This window comes from Acinetobacter sp. 742879 (genome assembly GCF_000588535.1).
In the GTDB taxonomy this organism is placed as follows: Bacteria; Pseudomonadota; Gammaproteobacteria; order Pseudomonadales; family Moraxellaceae; genus Acinetobacter; species Acinetobacter pittii.
Genome location: NZ_JFYC01000001.1, coordinates 308,734 through 325,864, shown reverse-complemented (window position 1 = coordinate 325,864; position 17,131 = coordinate 308,734). Strand labels below are relative to the sequence as shown.

General features: G+C 37.3%; 17 protein-coding genes. 9 read left to right on the top strand and 8 right to left on the bottom strand.

Annotated features, from left to right (window positions below):
- Window positions 1–27: 27 nt before the first annotated feature.
- Window positions 28–516, bottom strand: coding sequence for an Lrp/AsnC ligand binding domain-containing protein (locus J690_RS06340; RefSeq protein WP_014206578.1), 489 nt, complete (start codon window positions 514–516; stop codon window positions 28–30).
- A 124-nt stretch (window positions 517–640) separates the two neighbouring features.
- Between J690_RS06340 and putA the strand changes: the two genes are divergently transcribed.
- The 4 genes from putA (at window position 641) to J690_RS06320 (ending at window position 6,644) form a co-directional block, all read left to right on the top strand.
- Window positions 641–4,393, top strand: coding sequence for a trifunctional transcriptional regulator/proline dehydrogenase/L-glutamate gamma-semialdehyde dehydrogenase (gene putA / locus J690_RS06335; RefSeq protein WP_032034827.1), 3,753 nt, complete (start codon window positions 641–643; stop codon window positions 4,391–4,393).
- 105 nt (window positions 4,394–4,498) lie between these two features.
- Window positions 4,499–4,972 carry a GrpB family protein gene (locus tag J690_RS06330; RefSeq protein ID WP_032034825.1) on the top strand — a complete coding sequence of 158 codons (474 nt, stop codon included), beginning with the start codon at window positions 4,499–4,501 and terminating at the stop codon, window positions 4,970–4,972.
- A 107-nt stretch (window positions 4,973–5,079) separates the two neighbouring features.
- Window positions 5,080–6,165, top strand: a complete 1,086-nt coding sequence (trmA, locus tag J690_RS06325; protein WP_032034823.1) for a tRNA (uridine(54)-C5)-methyltransferase TrmA — start codon at window positions 5,080–5,082, stop codon at window positions 6,163–6,165.
- 248 nt (window positions 6,166–6,413) lie between these two features.
- Window positions 6,414–6,644 (top strand): hypothetical protein, encoded by a 231-nt coding sequence (locus J690_RS06320; protein ID WP_000011679.1) that lies wholly within the window; start codon window positions 6,414–6,416, stop codon window positions 6,642–6,644.
- A gap of 35 nt (window positions 6,645–6,679) precedes the next feature.
- On the opposite strand, the gene J690_RS06315 is transcribed toward J690_RS06320, so the two are convergent.
- Window positions 6,680–7,426, bottom strand: coding sequence for a phosphodiester glycosidase family protein (locus J690_RS06315; RefSeq protein ID WP_032034820.1), 747 nt, complete (start codon window positions 7,424–7,426; stop codon window positions 6,680–6,682).
- A 193-nt stretch (window positions 7,427–7,619) separates the two neighbouring features.
- Between J690_RS06315 and J690_RS06310 the strand changes: the two genes are divergently transcribed.
- Window positions 7,620–8,210 (top strand): lecithin retinol acyltransferase family protein, encoded by a 591-nt coding sequence (locus tag J690_RS06310; protein ID WP_032034818.1) that lies wholly within the window; start codon window positions 7,620–7,622, stop codon window positions 8,208–8,210.
- A gap of 45 nt (window positions 8,211–8,255) precedes the next feature.
- Here J690_RS06310 and J690_RS06305 read toward each other — a convergent pair whose 3' ends face one another.
- A complete protein-coding gene (locus J690_RS06305; RefSeq protein WP_002121395.1) occupies window positions 8,256–8,846 on the bottom strand; it encodes a YceI family protein in 591 nt (196 codons plus the stop codon).
- A 213-nt stretch (window positions 8,847–9,059) separates the two neighbouring features.
- Between J690_RS06305 and J690_RS06300 the strand changes: the two genes are divergently transcribed.
- Complete coding sequence (locus tag J690_RS06300; protein ID WP_032034815.1) at window positions 9,060–9,467, top strand: OsmC family protein; 408 nt, start codon at window positions 9,060–9,062, stop codon at window positions 9,465–9,467.
- Window positions 9,468–9,523: 56 nt separating this feature from the next.
- Here the strand turns inward: J690_RS06300 and tkt are convergent, their stop codons facing one another.
- Window positions 9,524–11,512 carry a transketolase gene (tkt, locus tag J690_RS06295; protein ID WP_005069597.1) on the bottom strand — a complete coding sequence of 663 codons (1,989 nt, stop codon included), beginning with the start codon at window positions 11,510–11,512 and terminating at the stop codon, window positions 9,524–9,526.
- Between the two features lie 536 nt (window positions 11,513–12,048).
- Here tkt and metK point away from each other — a divergent pair.
- Window positions 12,049–13,215, top strand: coding sequence for a methionine adenosyltransferase (metK, locus tag J690_RS06290; RefSeq protein ID WP_005069601.1), 1,167 nt, complete (start codon window positions 12,049–12,051; stop codon window positions 13,213–13,215).
- Window positions 13,216–13,343: 128 nt separating this feature from the next.
- Here metK and J690_RS24445 read toward each other — a convergent pair whose 3' ends face one another.
- Window positions 13,344–13,592 carry a hypothetical protein gene (locus tag J690_RS24445; RefSeq protein ID WP_002121448.1) on the bottom strand — a complete coding sequence of 83 codons (249 nt, stop codon included), beginning with the start codon at window positions 13,590–13,592 and terminating at the stop codon, window positions 13,344–13,346.
- A gap of 259 nt (window positions 13,593–13,851) precedes the next feature.
- Here J690_RS24445 and J690_RS06285 point away from each other — a divergent pair, with 259 nt between their 5' ends.
- The gene (locus tag J690_RS06285) at window positions 13,852–14,043 is read left to right on the top strand and encodes a hypothetical protein (RefSeq protein ID WP_032034812.1); all 192 of its coding nucleotides are present in this window, start codon (window positions 13,852–13,854) and stop codon (window positions 14,041–14,043) included.
- A gap of 66 nt (window positions 14,044–14,109) precedes the next feature.
- On the opposite strand, the gene J690_RS06280 is transcribed toward J690_RS06285, so the two are convergent.
- A complete protein-coding gene (locus J690_RS06280) occupies window positions 14,110–14,676 on the bottom strand; it encodes an FxsA family protein (protein ID WP_002121432.1) in 567 nt (188 codons plus the stop codon).
- Between the two features lie 416 nt (window positions 14,677–15,092).
- Here J690_RS06280 and J690_RS06275 point away from each other — a divergent pair, with 416 nt between their 5' ends.
- Window positions 15,093–15,914, top strand: a complete 822-nt coding sequence (locus tag J690_RS06275; RefSeq protein WP_032034809.1) for an OXA-213 family carbapenem-hydrolyzing class D beta-lactamase OXA-1222 — start codon at window positions 15,093–15,095, stop codon at window positions 15,912–15,914.
- An 80-nt stretch (window positions 15,915–15,994) separates the two neighbouring features.
- Here J690_RS06275 and J690_RS06270 read toward each other — a convergent pair whose 3' ends face one another.
- On the bottom strand, window positions 15,995–16,540 hold the full coding sequence (locus J690_RS06270; protein WP_017482297.1) for a GNAT family N-acetyltransferase: 546 nt from the start codon (window positions 16,538–16,540) through the stop codon (window positions 15,995–15,997).
- Window positions 16,537–17,130: a helix-turn-helix domain-containing protein gene (locus J690_RS06265; RefSeq protein WP_017482298.1), complete on the bottom strand. Its 594-nt coding sequence runs from the start codon at window positions 17,128–17,130 to the stop codon at window positions 16,537–16,539. The genes J690_RS06270 and J690_RS06265 overlap by 4 nt, the downstream gene beginning before the upstream one ends.
- Window position 17,131 lies beyond the last annotated feature (1 nt).

The window sequence follows — 17,131 nt, the reverse complement described above, 5'->3', positions numbered from 1 at the left end:
AAATAAATCAAAGGGGCTTCGGCCCCTTTATTTATTTTTAGTTTTGATTTTAATTTTTGAAGTATCTTTTACAACTTGCATGACTGGATAACTACGAGTCTCTTTTACCCCTGGTAATTGCCACAGTACCTTCCCCGCAATTCGCCTAAACTCTTCCATGCTGCCACTTCGTAATTTAATTAAAAAATCAAACCCGCCACTCACCATATGGCATTCAACAATTTCAGGATAGTGAACAACAGCATCAATAAACTCATCTAAAACATTGGGTGTTGTCTTGTCTAATAGCACCTCTACGAACACCAAAAAATTTGCATTTAACTTGATTGGATTCAATTTCGCTTCATATCCCAAAATAAAATCATCCTTTGTCAACTTCTGCACTCGAGCCATAACAGCAGTTGGCGACAAGTTAACAAGTTCGGCTAATTTACTATTAGAAATTCGCCCATCTGTTTGAAGAATATCCAAAATTTTTAAATCAGTACGGTCAAGGCTTAATATTGGGCCATTCATCTGAATTTTCCTCTAAAAAATGGGCTAAATATAGTGAGTTATTCGGTGTTTCTTCTGTAATGATAAATTATCTAAACCTCTCTACTCAAGAAGGGAGTATGAGAGTTGCTTGGCGGAAACTGATATGAACACAATGGATACTTTTCATCAAATGGATAAATCTCACCAAGGCTATATCACCGAATTTAACGATAAAAGTGAGTTTGAACAACGCATCAATACAGCTTGGCGACGTGCTGAACCAGAAGCTGTAGAAGAGCTATTACAAGCTGCCGCGGTATCTGATGATTTAGATCATAAAATTTATGACCTAGCTTTTAATCTTGCCAATAATTTACGTGAACGTAAGACCTCTTCGGGCAAAGCAGGTATTGTTCAAGGGTTATTACAAGAATTCTCTCTTTCTTCACAAGAAGGCGTGGCGCTCATGTGTCTAGCCGAAGCTTTGCTTCGTATTCCAGACTCAGCAACACGTGATTTGCTTATTCGAGATAAGATCAATCAAGGTAACTGGAAAGAACATGTTGGTCAAAGCAGCTTAATGTTTGTAAATGCTGCGGCATGGGGCCTCATGTTAACTGGTAAGCTCATGGAAACTCCTAAGCAAACCAGTCTTTCAAGTGTACTTACTGGCCTTTTAGCACGCAGTGGACGTGGCATCATTCGTAAAGCTGTTGACGTTGCAATGCGTATGATGGGTGAACAGTTTGTAACTGGTGAAACCATTGAAGAAGCTGTAGATCATGCGAAAGTACTCGAAGACAAAGGTTTCCGCTATTCTTACGATATGTTAGGTGAAGCAGCCTTAACCGAACATGATGCTGAACGCTACTTTAACGATTATACACAAGCCATTCATGCAATTGGCAAAGCGTCTAATGGTAAAGGTGTTTATGATGGTCCGGGTATTTCAATTAAGCTTTCTGCTTTACATCCTCGTTATCAACGCGCGCAAATTGAACGTGTTCATCAAGAACTTTACGGCAAAGTATTTGAACTCGCTCGTTTGGCTAAAAAGTACAATATTGGCTTAAATATCGATGCTGAAGAATCAGAACGTTTAGAAATTTCTCTTGAGTTACTTGAACGTCTTTGCTTCGAGCCGGAACTTGCGAACTGGAAAGGCATTGGTTTCGTAATTCAAGCTTATCAAAAACGCTGTTTCTTCGTGGTTGATTATATTATTGACCTTGCTAAACGCAGCCAAAAGCGTCTCATGATTCGTCTTGTGAAAGGTGCATATTGGGATAGCGAAATTAAGAAAGCGCAAATCGAAGGTATGGATGACTACCCTGTCTTTACTCGTAAAGTACATACCGATTTATCTTATATCGCATGTGCTAAAAAATTACTTGCAACGCCAGAGTTCATCTATCCGCAATTTGCCACTCATAATGCTCAAACATTGGCAACGATCTATCATTTAGCGGATCCAAGCAAATATTATGCTGGACAATATGAATTCCAATGCTTACATGGCATGGGTGAACCTCTTTATGAACAAGTTGTTGGTCCACGCGAGCAAAATAAATTAGGCGTACCATGCCGTATTTATGCTCCTGTTGGTAACCACGAAACTTTGTTAGCTTATTTAGTTCGTCGTTTACTCGAAAATGGCGCGAATACTTCATTCGTTAACCGTATTGCCGATAAAACACTTAAAGTTGAAGATCTTATCCAGTCTCCAATTTATGATATTCATCACGCAGCTAAGCTTGAAGGTTCAGTTGGTTTAAAACATCCATCAATTCCTCTACCTTTAGATATGTACGGAACACTTCGTAAAAACTCTAAAGGTTATGACTTAGCAAATGACACCCCACTTGCAGCTTTAGATAGCACAGCTCAAGAATTACGTAATCGTATTTGGCAAAGTCATCCATTATTGGCAAATAACGAGTCGTTAGAGCAAGGTCATTCTGTTGCAATTACAAACCCAGCACAAAATGATGAAATTGTTGGTTATGTGCAAGAAGCTGATCTTAAGCATGTTGAAATTGCGCTTAATGCAGCTGAACAAGCTCAATCAGAATGGTCAAATACGCCTAAAGAACAGCGTGCTCAATACTTAAAACGTGCAGCTGACCTAATGGAAAGTCGCATTCAAGAATTGATGGTTTTGCTTTGCCGTGAAAGCGGTAAAACTTATGCCAATGCGATTGCAGAAGTTCGCGAAGCTGTAGATTTCCTACGTTACTACGCAACTCAAGTTGAGAATCTTCCTGCAAATACAGCTATTCAGCCTTTAGGTACTGTACTTTGTATTAGCCCGTGGAACTTCCCTCTTGCAATTTTCTCAGGTCAAATTGCTGCAGCATTAGTCAGTGGTAACTGTGTTATTGCCAAACCAGCTGAACAAACTCCATTAATCGCAGCCCAAGCAGTTCAGATTTTATGGGAAGCTGGTATTCCACATGGTGCTGTACAGTTACTTCCTGGCCGCGGTGAAACTGTAGGTGCTCAGCTTAGCCAAGATAGCCGTATTGATGGCATCATGTTTACTGGCTCGACTGAAGTTGCAAAAATTTTACAGAAAACTGTTGCGAAACGTTTATCTGAAAATGGTCAATCTATTCCTCTCATTGCAGAGACTGGCGGTCAAAATGCAATGATTGTGGATTCATCTGCATTAACTGAACAAGTCGTACTCGATGTTGTAAGTTCCGCTTTTGATAGCGCGGGTCAACGTTGCTCTGCTTTACGTATTTTATGTGTGCAAGAAGACAGCGCTGCAACCGTTATTAAAATGCTTAAAGGTGCAATGCAACAGTTAATTGTAGGTAACCCTGCAATTTTAAAAACTGACATTGGTCCTGTTATTGATGACGAAGCAAAACAGACGATTGATCAACACATCCAAAAAATGAAGTCGAAAGGCTATCCAGTACATCAGTTGATGTTTGGTGCAACAAGTCAGAATGAACTGGATAAAGGAACTTTTGTTGTACCAACAGCAATTGAACTCCCTAACCTGGATGATTTGCAGCGCGAAGTTTTTGGTCCAGTTCTCCACATCATTACCTATAAGTATGGCGAGCTTGAGCAGTTGATCTCACGTATTAATGCCAAAGGTTATGGTTTAACAATGGGTCTGCATACCCGTATTGATGAAACCATCCAAACAGTCATTCAACATGCTGAAGTTGGTAACCTTTATATCAACCGTAATATTGTTGGTGCTGTCGTTGGTGTACAACCATTCGGTGGTGAAGGTTTATCTGGTACAGGCCCGAAAGCTGGTGGTCCGCTTTACATGTATCGCTTGATGCAGCAGTGTTCAAACAAAGTATTGGCAACACCATTTGCTATGAAGAATGAGCAAACTGCTTTTGAAGGCTTTAACCGTGAGGTTTATAAGAGCTTACAAAATTGGGCGAAACAGCATTTACCGCAAGCAAATCGTGATATCGAACCATTTGGTGTTGGTAAATTCTATGAGTTACAAGGCCCTACTGGGGAAAGTAACCAATATATTATTTTGCCACGTCATCGTGTTCTTTCTATTGCTGACACAGAACAGAATCAGTTGCATCAATTGCTCGCAATTTTTGCAGTAGGTAGCCAAGCAGCAGTAATGCCAAATAGCCCATTATTGGCAAAATACAAACAAACTTTGCCAAAAGATGTACTTGCAGCAATTACTACAGTTAAAAATATCGTATCAGATGATTTTGATGCAGTTTTACATCATGGTAATCGCGAAGAGATCTTCTCATTACAGCAAGAGATTGCTACTCGTTCTGGTGCAATTGTCGGTATTACCCATGTTGAGCCGAATGAAACTATTCCACTTGAGCGTTTAGTGATTGAACGTGCAATTAGTGTGAATACAGCTGCAGCTGGTGGTAACGCAAGCTTAATGACAATGACTGATTAATACCTAAGTTTCAAAAAAAGCCCAAATCTCAGTATTTGGGCTTTTTTATTTAATCGAGTAATCTATTCTTAAATATATAAACTTTATCAATTCGAGATTCGAATAATGGTCTTTTTAGAACCAGAAAAATATCAACAAAGATGCGCTCAACTTTTTAATTCATATCACAAAGCTATTTGCGCCCTTCTCCCATTTGCCAAAGTTGAGCATATTGGTTCATCTGCAATACCGAATGCAATTTCAAAAGGTGATTTAGATATTTATATTGAAGTTATACCTGAGCAATTCAAATTCGCAATAGAACAATTAAAAACACTTAATTTTATCGAAAAACAAAATACATTAAGGACAGATGAGCTTTGTATGCTCGAATCACTCAACAATGATGATGTAGCATTTCAAATTGTAGTCACGGATTCAGTATTCACATTTTTCTTAGCCTTTAAAAATAAGCTTATAAACTCACCCACGTTGGTTAATGAATATAATGAATTAAAATTACAGTGTAGCCATTTAGACCCCGATCAATATAGAACAATAAAATCAGATTTTATTAATCGCGTTTTAAATCATCTCTAGTTCAGGTACCTCTTTTCTCTTATGCATATCTGGTTAAAATTGGCTCCTGTAAGTTCAATTTTTTTGATACCATTCACTATTTGATTCTGTCTAAATTTTCTTTGTCTATGACCTCTTCTTATCGTCAACAACTTCAAGCTAAAATTGAACGCATTACTACTCAATTTTCTGAATTTACACCACCTACATTAGAAGTGTTTGAATCACCTGAACAACATTTCCGTATGCGTGCTGAATTTCGTATCTGGCATACAGAAAATGATATGTTCTATGCCATGTTTGAGCGTAACGATGACGACAAGCAAAAAACCGTTGTACGCATTGATGAGTTTCCAATTGCAGATCAAAGCATCAATGATTTAATGCCAAAACTCTTGGAAGAACTTAAGGCTGAGCCTAAGCTTTCTAATCGTTTATTTGAAGCTGATTTCCTCGCAACACTTAGCGGAGAAATGTTGGTTACCCTCATTTATCACCGTAAACTGGATCAAGAATGGGAACAAGCCGCTAAAGCGCTTGCCGATAAATTAGATATTAAGATTATGGGCCGTAGTCGTGGCCAGAAAATTGTTATTGGCGATGATTTCGTTGTCGAAGAATTCGAACTTTTAAATCGTTCATTTAAATATAAACAAATCGAAAGCAGCTTTACTCAACCTAATGCACAAGTTTGCAAAAAAATGCTGCAATGGGCATGTGACGCAGCTGAAGGATCAAAGAAACACTTATTAGAACTTTATTGTGGTAATGGTAATTTTACACTTCCACTCTCTTTAAAGTTCGAACGAGTATTGGCTACTGAGCTTGCAAAATCATCTGTTTATGCTGCTCAATGGAACATTGAACAAAACCAAATCGATAATATTCAAGTAGCACGTCTCTCGGCTGAAGAATTTACTCAAGCTTATCAAGGTGAGCGCGAATTCCGCCGTCTACAAGAAGCGAATATTGATATTCAAAGCTATGACTTTGACACCGTATTTGTAGATCCACCGCGTGCAGGAATTGATGATGAGACTTTAAAACTTCTACAAGGTTTTGAACATATTATCTACATTTCATGTAACCCTGACACGCTATATGAAAATTTAAAAACGCTCAGTCAAACTCATCGATTGACTAAATTCGCCTTATTTGATCAGTTCCCTTATACACATCATGTAGAATCTGGTGTTTTACTTGAGAAGATTTAAACAAAATCTTTCATTGTAAAGTTTTAAATAAGGAGGTTATATACCTCCTTATTTTTTAACGTTTTATTAGCTAAGTATTTAAATTTTCAAAAAATATCAAGTCATCTATTCGTCATAATTTCGTTTAACTCAAGCATTCCCATCGAAAATTCTCGAGTTCAAGTGGTGGATTTATCACTTATAGAGTCTTGTATTTTATTTTAAATTGGCTATATTTCGAGCTATGTTAGGTTGTATATGAAGGCTCTATGAGTTTTTGGCAAAAGCTGTTCTTGGCAGATCAACAGCATAACGAGCATAAAAACCAAACTGCTTGTGTTGAAAATGACTGCTCATGTAAAACTAATGAACAACTTCTAAGTGCACTTGCACAAGCAACAGATGAAGATGTCATTAAGGGAATTAAAAAAGTTCTTATTTCCCGTGGTTATAGCCGAAAAGAGTTAAATGAACTCACTCAAAAACCGTCTATTCATTAATTAAAAAGCCAGTCTTGTACTGGCTTTTTTATATTTCACTTTACTACACAATTGGACTCATCTACCCAACCGACCATTGGTCCCATTTGAAATTGCTGATCGTTCCGATTGTTCTTTTGCATATATAAACTAGAAATAGAACCATCGAGATATAAAGCCTGCTCTACTTTAAGATTTCTTTGAAAAAACTTGGCAAAATTGTAAAAACTCACACGATTCTTAGATATCACAAAGTAGAGTTTATTATCTCGAATACCAACTCCATTACGAATTTTCTTTGATTGAGAGTCTGGTAAAAAAAGGGAGTTTATCTTTCCATCAATAACTAACATTGGCCCAGATTGGGTTGCATAATCAACTTTCAAATTTTGTAGGCTATATTGCGGCGTAGTTAAAACAAAGGCCTGTTTTTTATTCCAAGCTACTACCCCATTCGGCTGTAAAAAGAAATTTCCCAATCCTTTATGCTCATTTAAGGGCTGAACTACCTTAGCTCGTTCAATATACAACCCTACTGGAGAAAATCCTAAATGAAACATCCCCGCATTCATTGCAAAGCTAAGCTGCTCACACTGCTTTAATTGTTCCTCAATATTGTTAAAGCTTTTATAGTATTGCTGATTATTAGGATTCTTTAAAAACAAGTGTAATGCTTTAAAATCGCTGATCGAGATCACATCGTATTGGTCACCTTCCACCGTTTTAATCTGCTGATGCGCTATAGCATATGCAGTCTGAAACAAAAGCCCATATAAAGCTAAGCACCCGACGACCCATTTCATTTAACATCACCTGACATGACATTTTCCCTTCATATTAAGTTCTTAAATTATATACAAGAAATATGAATAGATTAGATATGCATCAAATTCCTTCATTCGACGTAATCAATACACTCCAAATTGCTGATATTGGTTATAATGTTTAGCAGCTTTTCAATAAAAGCCATTTACACTTTATTGGATCAGCGTAAGCATGCAACAACCGAATAAACGCTACCCTTTAGGGGCTCACCTCATCGTAAAGCATCTCGGCTATAGCCATCATGGTATATATGCAGGGAGAGGTCGAGTTATCCATTATTCCGGCTTAGCTCATTTCATCAAAAAACGCCCGATTGAAATCACGTCAATAGATGCTTTCTCGCATGGCAAAAAAATACATATCCGTTCTTATGACAAACCTCGTTATAAAGGAAAGATTGTGGTTCGCCGAATGCGTTCACGTATGCATGAAAACCACTATCATTTGATTATTAATAACTGTGAACATCTATGTAGTTGGGCAATTACCGGTATTGAAAGTAGCACTCAAGTTGAACGTATGATGCATCGTTTAACGACTATTGGCTATGTAAGCTCAATCATGAGCTATATGAATGGTATGATGCTGACCGTTGCAACTACATGTTTTGCTCTGGTGCTTTATATTAAAAAGAAACTGCGCGATCAGGCAAAAAGAAAAGTTCCTACTTACCAGTTTTTAAGAGAAAAATCGCAGAAAAGAAATATCGATCCTTCAGCGCCTTTAGTATTTATAGATCCAGATAAAAAAGAGCCAGTCTAAATAAAAAAGCCCTCATATTTGAGGGCTTTTTAGAAAACTTATAACTTATTTTTTAGCTGCATTAGCGGCAGTTGCTTCTGTCGTAATGTTTACAGTGATCTTATCACCAACGTTCGGTACATAACTTCCTAAACCAAAGTCAGAACGCTTGAATGAAGTTGTAGCATTAAAACCAATCGCTGGAACTTTAGCCATTGGATGCTCGCCCTGCTTGTTTAAAACAGCGTCAAGTACAACTGGCTTAGTTACGCCTTTAACAGTTAAGTCACCAGTAATTTTAAAGTGCTTTTTGTCTTTCGTTTCAACTTTAGTACTTTTAAACGTAATATTTGGATATTTAGCAGCATTAAACCAAGCTTCTTCTTGGAACTCTTTATCTAAAGCAGGTACGTTTGTATTTACACTGCTTAAAGGAATAGTCACATTTACAGATGAGTTTGCTGGTTTAGCATTATCAACTTTAATTACACCTTGGATATCCGAGAAATTGGCGCTTGGGGTAGAGAAACCAAAGTGATTCCATGAGAAAACAGTAGCTGTATGTGTTGGGTCAATTTTGTAGTCTACTGGTGCAGCTAAAGTAACTGAACTAGCCAATGCTACTGCCAAACCGAAGCTTAATGTTTTAAGATGCATTTTTCGTATCCTTTATTGATATAGTCATTAGTGTATACATCAAGTAATTTAATTCACCATTCTTTATAAAACGATATGTTTCATCCATGCAACAATAAAAGCGTTACAGTTATTATTTAAAACTAATATTATAAAGTTTAGATATTCTTCTATTCGAAGCTTCAGATTTATTAATTTTTATTACGATTTTATTGATGAATAACAAGGTAAAACATGGTTGATACAGCCCAAGCACAAAGTACTTCTACCCCATATCGAGTAACTCTTACCGATCCTTCAGGTCATCAATGGTTTGCAGATGAACCGACTGATAAAGGTGGACAAGATACAGCTCCGAACCCGTTTCAGCTTTTATTATCCGCTTTAGGAGCTTGTACCACCATTACTTTAGAAATGTATGCGAATCTTAAAGGTATTAAGCTTGAGCATGTTCAAGTGGATTTAGCATTAAACCCTAATGGCGAACCTGAAAAAGGCCAAAATAATATTGAACGGAAAATCACACTCAAAGGCGAGTTTACTGAAGACCAACATAAGCGATTACTAAAAGTTGCAGAGAATTGCCCTATTCATAAGTTATTAACCTCTCAGATTAATATCCAAACAGAACTCACTATTTAACTTCTCAAATAAAAAAAGCGCTCTATCTAGAGCGCTTTTTTACACTACTTTAATATTTAAGCAGTTAATTCTTTTACCGCTGCAACAACAGCTTCAGTAGTAATACCAAAGAATTGGAACAAATCTTTTGCTGGTGCAGACTCACCATAAGTTGTCATACCAATTACTTTGCCATCAAGACCAACAAACTTCCACCAATAGTCAACATGAGCCGCTTCAACAGCAACACGCGCACGAATATGAGCTGGTAATACTGCTTCACGGTATGCAGCATCTTGCTTCATAAACTCTTCTGCACATGGCATAGAAACTACACGCACACCTTCAAGTTGTGCATAAGCTTCCATTGCTAAAGAAATTTCAGAACCAGTTGCAATAATAATTGCTTTTAATTCGCCTTTTTCTTGAGCAAGTACATAACCACCTTTTGCAGCGTTTTGAATTTGCTCTTCAGAACGTGTTTGGAATGGTAAGTTTTGACGAGAGAAAATAAGTGCTGTAGGACCATCTTTACGTTCTAAAGCAGATTTCCAAGCAATTGCAGTTTCTACAGTATCCGCAGGGCGCCATGTATTTAAGTTAGGTGTACCACGTAATGAAGCAATTTGTTCAATCGGTTGGTGAGTTGGACCATCTTCACCCAGACCGATTGAGTCATGTGTATAAACATGAATTACACGTTGTTTCATTAATGCAGACATACGTACTGCATTACGTGCATATTCCATAAACATTAAGAATGTTGCAACGTAAGGAACGAAACCGCCATGTAATGCAACACCATTAGCGATTGCAGTCATACCGAATTCACGTACGCCATAGTAGACATAGTTACCAGCTGGGTTTTCTTGAACACCTTGGCAACCTTTCCAAAGTGTTAAGTTAGAACCTGCCAAGTCAGCAGAACCACCTAACAATTCAGGTAATAAAGGACCAAATGCTTGTAATGTATTTTGGCTTGCTTTACGTGTTGCGATTGTCTCGCCTTTCGCATTTGTTTCACGAATGAAAGCATCTGCTTGCGCTGCAAATTCTGCTGGTAAGTCACCACTGATACGACGAAGTAACTCAGCCGCTTCAGTTGGATATTTTGCTTGATATTGTGCAAATACAGCATTCCAAGCCGCTTCAGATTCACTACCTTTTGCTTTTGCATCCCATGCAGCATATACGTCAGCAGGAATAACAAATGCTTCTTCGTTCCAACCTAATGCTTCACGAGTTAAAGTAATCTCATCTTTACCTAATGGCGCACCATGACAGTCTTCTTTACCCTGCTTATTTGGTGAACCTAAACCAATAATCGTTTTACACATAATGATTGTTGGTTTTTGAGTTTCAGCTTTTGCTTCGATTGTCGCTTGACGAATCGCATCAGTATCATGACCATCTACACGAAGAACTTGCCAACCATAGGCTTTGAAACGCTCTTCTGTATCGTCGCTGAACCAGCCTTCTACTTCACCATCAATTGAAATGCCATTATCATCATAATAAGCAATCAATTTACCAAGTTGTAATGTGCCAGCTAAAGAACATACTTCGTGAGAAATACCTTCCATTAAACAGCCATCACCTAAGAAACAGTAAGTGAAATGGTCAACAACTTTTAAATCATCTTTATTAAATTGAGCAGCCAATGTTTTTTCTGCTAAAGCAAAACCAACAGCATTAGCAATACCTTGACCTAAAGGACCAGTTGTCGTCTCTACACCCGGTGCATAGCCATATTCAGGATGACCAGGAGTTCTAGAATGCAATTGACGGAACTGTTTTAAATCTTCAATTGAAAGATCATAACCTGTTAAATGAAGCAAAGCGTATTGCAACATTGAGCCATGGCCATTTGATAAAACGAAACGGTCACGGTTTGCCCATTGTGGATTTGTTGGGTTGTGATTTAAAAACTCACGCCAGACGACGTCAGCAATATCTGCCATCCCCATTGGAGCACCTGGATGCCCTGAGTTTGCTTGTTGCACAGCATCCATTGCCAATACACGAATTGCATTTGCAATACGACGTTCGTTTAAAGGGGTCGTCATAGATCAGAATCCAATTTTAATAGATTGATGAAAAGAAGAAGATGAATAACCATTCAATGCCGCTATATTGTCTTAAAAAAAAGGCTTAGGGTAAACCCCAACACGATATATTTCTTTATTTTTAACCGTTTCTTGGTTACACAAAAAACATTTGAATCTTTAAGTTATACAAAACAGTGTTCATTTTTCTGTACAATCACTAAATGTAAGCACATTAATCTTGTTAGCTTTTGATATATAGATAAAATAATTAGCTAATCTTGTATGCGTTGATCATATTTCTTTACTTTAAAATTCAAATTCTGATATTTAAGTTTTTTATTAAGTTATATGTTTAAAAAACACACTAGCAACAAGTTGTTAAAATATAAATACTTTAAATTAAAGCTTTCTATATCAATTTTGCTAATACACTTATCAATTAAAACACACTATAAATGAAATAAATTCATGCTTTTTAGTCAGTATGAACTGGTCCTCAAGCTCAAGTCGATGTAACATATTATGTCTTTTGAAATAACCAAGATAGGACTTTCATGCGCGAGTACGCTGTTTTTACCTCGGAATCTGTAAGCGAAGGTCATCCCGATAAAATGGCCGACCAAATTAGCGACGCTATTTTGGATGCAATCTTAAAAGAAGACCCATACGCACGTGTTGCTTGTGAAACACTGGTAAAAACAGGCGCTGTTGTACTTGCTGGTGAAGTAACAACGACTGCTAATATTGATGTTGAAGCTGTTGTTCGTAATACTGTTAACGGTATTGGTTATCACCACTCTGATCTTGGCTTTGATGGATCAACGTGTGCTGTAATCAATATGATTGGTAAACAATCTCCTGAAATTGCTCAAGGTGTAGACCGTCAAAAACCAGAAGATCAAGGTGCTGGTGACCAAGGCCTAATGTTCGGTTATGCAAGCCGTGAAACAGACGTGCTTATGCCTGCGCCGATTTCTTATGCTCACCGCTTAATGGAGCGTCAAGCTGAACTTCGTCGTTCAGGTGCCCTTCCATGGTTACGCCCAGATGCAAAAAGCCAAGTTACTTTTGCCTATGAAAATGGCAAGCCTGTACGTCTAGATGCTGTTGTTTTATCTACTCAGCACGATCCTGAAATTTCTCAAAGCCAGCTTAAAGAAGCAGTTATTGAAGAAATTATCAAACCGATCATCCCTGCTGAAATGTTCCATGCAGCTACTAAGTTCCACATTAACCCAACAGGTATGTTCGTTATTGGCGGCCCTGTAGGTGACTGTGGTTTAACGGGTCGTAAAATTATTGTTGATACATACGGCGGTATGGCTCGTCACGGCGGTGGTGCTTTCTCTGGTAAAGATCCATCTAAAGTTGACCGTTCTGCTGCTTATGCTGGTCGTTATGTTGCAAAAAATATTGTAGCCGCTGGTCTTGCTGACAAATGTGAAATTCAAGTGAGTTACGCAATTGGTGTAGCAGAACCTACTTCGATTTCAATTAATACCTTTGGTACAGCAAAAGTTTCTGATGAGTTGATTATTCAACTTGTACGTGATCATTTCGATTTAAGACCGTTTGGTATTACTCGTATGTTGGATCTTCTTCAACCAATGTACAAACAAACCGCGGCTTATGGTCATTTTGGTCGCGAAGGTTCTGACTCTGCATTTACTTGGGAAAAAACTGATAAAGTTGATGCCCTTAAAGATGCTGCTGGCCTCTAAAATAAAATCGTAAAAAAGCCCGCCATTGAGCGGGCTTTTTTATTTATAGTTCAAATTTTATGGTATGTAGGGTTTAATCTTCTAGCAATCATCCTTGACGCCATATCATTTGTAGTTGTAATCAAAATCTATTGTCTTGTCGTTTTATCATCCTGATTTAATACATCCAGTAAAGTTGACTGCGTTGGAGTATCTTGATGGTTCTGGATATAAATATGGACAACTTTAAATACAACGACAACAGCTAGACAAGCCATCACACAAAACATCCATAAGCCATACGGGCTTCGAATATGTTGTGAACCACAATATGGACATGATTTATCAGTTGATGCCACAACTTTGTCGCAACACGCACAATGGTATTGATATAGCATAGGTAACCCTCCTTCCCTCATTTCAACCGTTGTTGTTTTAATAGGTTTGCTAAATTTTTTAATTTATACATCCTTTATATTTATCCTATGTGAAATGAATAGATAATTCAATCTGGATGAACAATTGAGTCAATTAAAAAATATTAATTAAAAACATATATATAAGTTAAATATTATTTTTATAGGACTATTTTTCTTATTTTGATATTTTGCCAAATTTGTTAAAATAAGCGAATAATCTCACATTTTAGGCAAATGCATGTCACATACAAAGCTCATTAATAAAGGTGGCTTTCGCGAACGAGCCAACCGAAGCCGAGGTTATCAACAATCTGAGAATAAGCAAACAGCCTTAGCTTCAAACAAATACCAACCTCAAACAAAACCACAAGAAAGCCCAACTGAAGTGGCTCAAACAGATTCTGTTGTGACTGAACATCTAACTAAATAATTTATATTTTCTTAAAATAAAAAAGGCCTTAACTTTAGAGGTTTAGGCCTTTAGATAAGGTATTTATTAATCCTTATTTTTATGTTCAATTTTCTTGTGATCTGGAGTGACTTCTCGCGCTTCTCCGTCAATAATGCTTGAATCACGGTATTGACCTTGGCTACCACCACCTTGTTGATTCTGCATATCTTGCATTTGGCGCATTAGATCAGCAAATGGATTTTGCCCACCCATATTACCGCCCATACCACCCATCATTTTATCCATCATAGCTTGTTGGCGTTTTGCAAGAGTTCTCATGGCTATATTACGGAAAGCAGTTTGAACACCAGGGATCAAAATTAAAACCGCTAACACATCAGAAACAAGGCCTGGCAACATTAATAAGAAACCTGCAAAAGCATAAGCAAGTTTTTTAGTTACTGTTGGGTCATTACCGAGTTGGCCAGTCATCTGCATTTGCTGTAATTGAGGCATAATACCAGCAGTACTTCTGCGAATAAGCCCCAAACCAATAAAGAAAGCAAGAATGAACCAAAAGAACACATACCATCCACTGATGAACTGTGCTACGCCAATCCATACGGCAATTTCAACAATCGCGCCCAGAACTACAATAAGAAGTAAATTCATGTAAAACTTTATCTATCTCAAAAAGAAAATTCATTGCAGTTTATTTGCCCCAACCCTATCGAAACAGCCAGAGTCTGCAATACTAGAGTACATTTGATTTTAACTCGATAAAAACAAACATGCTTTATTATTAATGAGTGCTGTATCAAGTTTATCAAGTGCGACTTCAATTAGATTTTAATTTTTTTACTCTAGTTAAACGAAAAGTCCTTCAAGAAAGCAGTTTTTTAGTCTAGTTGAAAACTTAGGTTCTTAGAAAAATTGGATATATTCCTTTATTTATATAGTTGTTTTATAAAATTTTAAAAAGTAGTGCATAGATATAGAATTTCCTAAATCACTTACATTTTCTCTATCTAAAAGTACCTCTATTCAAGTTAAATTAAAGAATAATTCTTTTAAACCCACATAAACTCATGACTAAAAAAGCTCTTTTCTTTGCCATTGGTACGATGTTTTTGTCGGCATGTTCTTTTAATACCGTACAACAACATCAAATACAGTCAATTTCTACCAATAAAAACTCAGAGAAAATTAAATCATTGTTTGAACAAGCACAAACTGAAGGTGTTTTAGTTATAAAACGTGGGCAAACAGAGGAAATCTATGGCAATGATCTTAAAAGATCATCAACCGAATATGTTCCCGCCTCTACCTTTAAAATGTTAAATGCTTTGATAGGACTTGAGCATCATAAAGCAACACCAACTGAAGTGTTTAAATGGTATGGGCAAAAGCGTTTATTTCCCGATTGGGAAAAAGACATGACCTTAGGTGATGCTATGAAAGCTTCTGCTATTCCAGTTTATCAGGAACTAGCTCGACGAATTGGCCTTGATCTTATGTCTAAAGAGGTAAAACGCATTGGTTTCGGTAATGCTGATATTGGTTCAAAAGTAGATGATTTTTGGCTTGTTGGTCCACTTAAAATTACACCTCAACAAGAAGTACGGTTTGCTTATAAATTAGCCAACAAAACTCTTCCCTTTAGCAATAATGTACAAGAACAAGTTCAATCTATGCTGTTCATTGAAGAAAAAAATGGACGAAAAATTTATGCCAAAAGTGGTTGGGGATGGGATGTGGATCCTCAAGTGGGTTGGTTTACAGGCTGGATCGTTCAACCTCAGGGAGAAATTATAGCTTTCTCACTTAATTTAGAAATGAAGAAAGGCATACCTAGTTCTATTCGAAAAGAAATTGCTTATAAAGGATTAGAGCAGCTAGGTATTTTATAGTTTAGACTCTTTAGCCGGGTTCATATTTCACATTATAAACCAGGCTATTGCTTAAACTTGAAATTTGAAAGCTTTATTGTTTATCCATCAACTGGGGTATGCGGTGTATTTAAATTTAACTGATAGAAAGCAGCATCTAACCATTGGCCAAACTTAAAACCGACTTGCTTAAAAGTACCTGCATGAATAAAGCCCATTTTTTCATGCAAACCAATACTTGCTTGGTTGGTTGCATCAATACAGCCTATCAATACATGTAAGTCTGCCTCTTGAGCACGCTTAATCAATTCTTGCATTAAAATTTTGCTTAATCCGCCGCCACGATGTTCATGATGAATATAAATACTATGTTCGACCGTATATTTGTAGGCAGGAAAAGCTCTAAAAGTTCCCCAACTTGCAAAACCTAATAACTTGTTTGTCTCATCTACAATACCAATGACAGGAAAACCATTTTCTCTTTTAACCGCGAACCAGTTTTTCATTGACTCTTCAGAGCGCGGCAAATAGTCATACAAAGCGGTAGAATTGATAATTGCTTCATTCAAAATATCTAATATAGCCTTTGCATGTGTAGCTTCATGACAATCGATTAAACGTAAATTTGGATTAAGATTTTTAATCATGAAGATTCCTTAAGAATAGAGACGAGCTCATTACATACAACTAAAATATATCGAGCAGCTTTAGAAGAAGGATTGCTATATATGATCGGTTGATCTAATTGCATCGCCAAACAATCCCCCTCTTGTAAAGCATAAAAGTTTTCACCCAATTGAATATCAATTTGCCCCTCTATTACCCAAATTTGCTGTAATACAACTTTAGAATTCGTACTTGTTTCATAAGTAACTCGGGACTGGGCTGGAAATTCAATTTCAACGATCTGAAATGGAGATTTCCAATTTGGAGGCGAAACTTGACGGCGAATATATCCCGTTTCTGGATCTTTCCATTCTGCTTGTTGAGTACGCCGTACCATAGGTTGAGGCGATTGAGTATTCTGGGGCGAATCAAATAGCTGAGTCAAAGGCACCCCTAAACCATTTGCTAGCTTTTCAAGAACAACAGCTGTAGGGCTCGCTTCTCCTCTTTCAATGAGTGAAATTGCAGAACGGCTTACCTGACATCGACTAGCAAGAATATCTAGGGTATATCCACGCGCTAGACGTATTTCACGCACTTGCTGCGCAATGCGGATATTAATATCTTCCATC

Coding starts and splice junctions, on each gene's coding strand:
- metK (WP_005069601.1), top strand. CDS start 12,049: ATGCGCGAGTACGCTGTTTTTACCTCGGAATCTGTAAGCGAAGGTCAT.
- J690_RS06310 (WP_032034818.1), top strand. CDS start 7,620: ATGCAACAACCGAATAAACGCTACCCTTTAGGGGCTCACCTCATCGTA.
- J690_RS06265 (WP_017482298.1), bottom strand. CDS start 17,130: ATGGAAGATATTAATATCCGCATTGCGCAGCAAGTGCGTGAAATACGT.
- J690_RS06275 (WP_032034809.1), top strand. CDS start 15,093: ATGACTAAAAAAGCTCTTTTCTTTGCCATTGGTACGATGTTTTTGTCG.
- tkt (WP_005069597.1), bottom strand. CDS start 11,512: ATGACGACCCCTTTAAACGAACGTCGTATTGCAAATGCAATTCGTGTA.
- putA (WP_032034827.1), top strand. CDS start 641: ATGAACACAATGGATACTTTTCATCAAATGGATAAATCTCACCAAGGC.
- J690_RS06300 (WP_032034815.1), top strand. CDS start 9,060: ATGGTTGATACAGCCCAAGCACAAAGTACTTCTACCCCATATCGAGTA.
- J690_RS06330 (WP_032034825.1), top strand. CDS start 4,499: ATGGTCTTTTTAGAACCAGAAAAATATCAACAAAGATGCGCTCAACTT.
- trmA (WP_032034823.1), top strand. CDS start 5,080: ATGACCTCTTCTTATCGTCAACAACTTCAAGCTAAAATTGAACGCATT.
- J690_RS06315 (WP_032034820.1), bottom strand. CDS start 7,426: ATGAAATGGGTCGTCGGGTGCTTAGCTTTATATGGGCTTTTGTTTCAG.
- J690_RS06320 (WP_000011679.1), top strand. CDS start 6,414: ATGAGTTTTTGGCAAAAGCTGTTCTTGGCAGATCAACAGCATAACGAG.
- J690_RS06280 (WP_002121432.1), bottom strand. CDS start 14,676: ATGAATTTACTTCTTATTGTAGTTCTGGGCGCGATTGTTGAAATTGCC.
- J690_RS24445 (WP_002121448.1), bottom strand. CDS start 13,592: ATGCTATATCAATACCATTGTGCGTGTTGCGACAAAGTTGTGGCATCA.
- J690_RS06305 (WP_002121395.1), bottom strand. CDS start 8,846: ATGCATCTTAAAACATTAAGCTTCGGTTTGGCAGTAGCATTGGCTAGT.
- J690_RS06285 (WP_032034812.1), top strand. CDS start 13,852: ATGTCACATACAAAGCTCATTAATAAAGGTGGCTTTCGCGAACGAGCC.
- J690_RS06340 (WP_014206578.1), bottom strand. CDS start 516: ATGAATGGCCCAATATTAAGCCTTGACCGTACTGATTTAAAAATTTTG.
- J690_RS06270 (WP_017482297.1), bottom strand. CDS start 16,540: ATGATTAAAAATCTTAATCCAAATTTACGTTTAATCGATTGTCATGAA.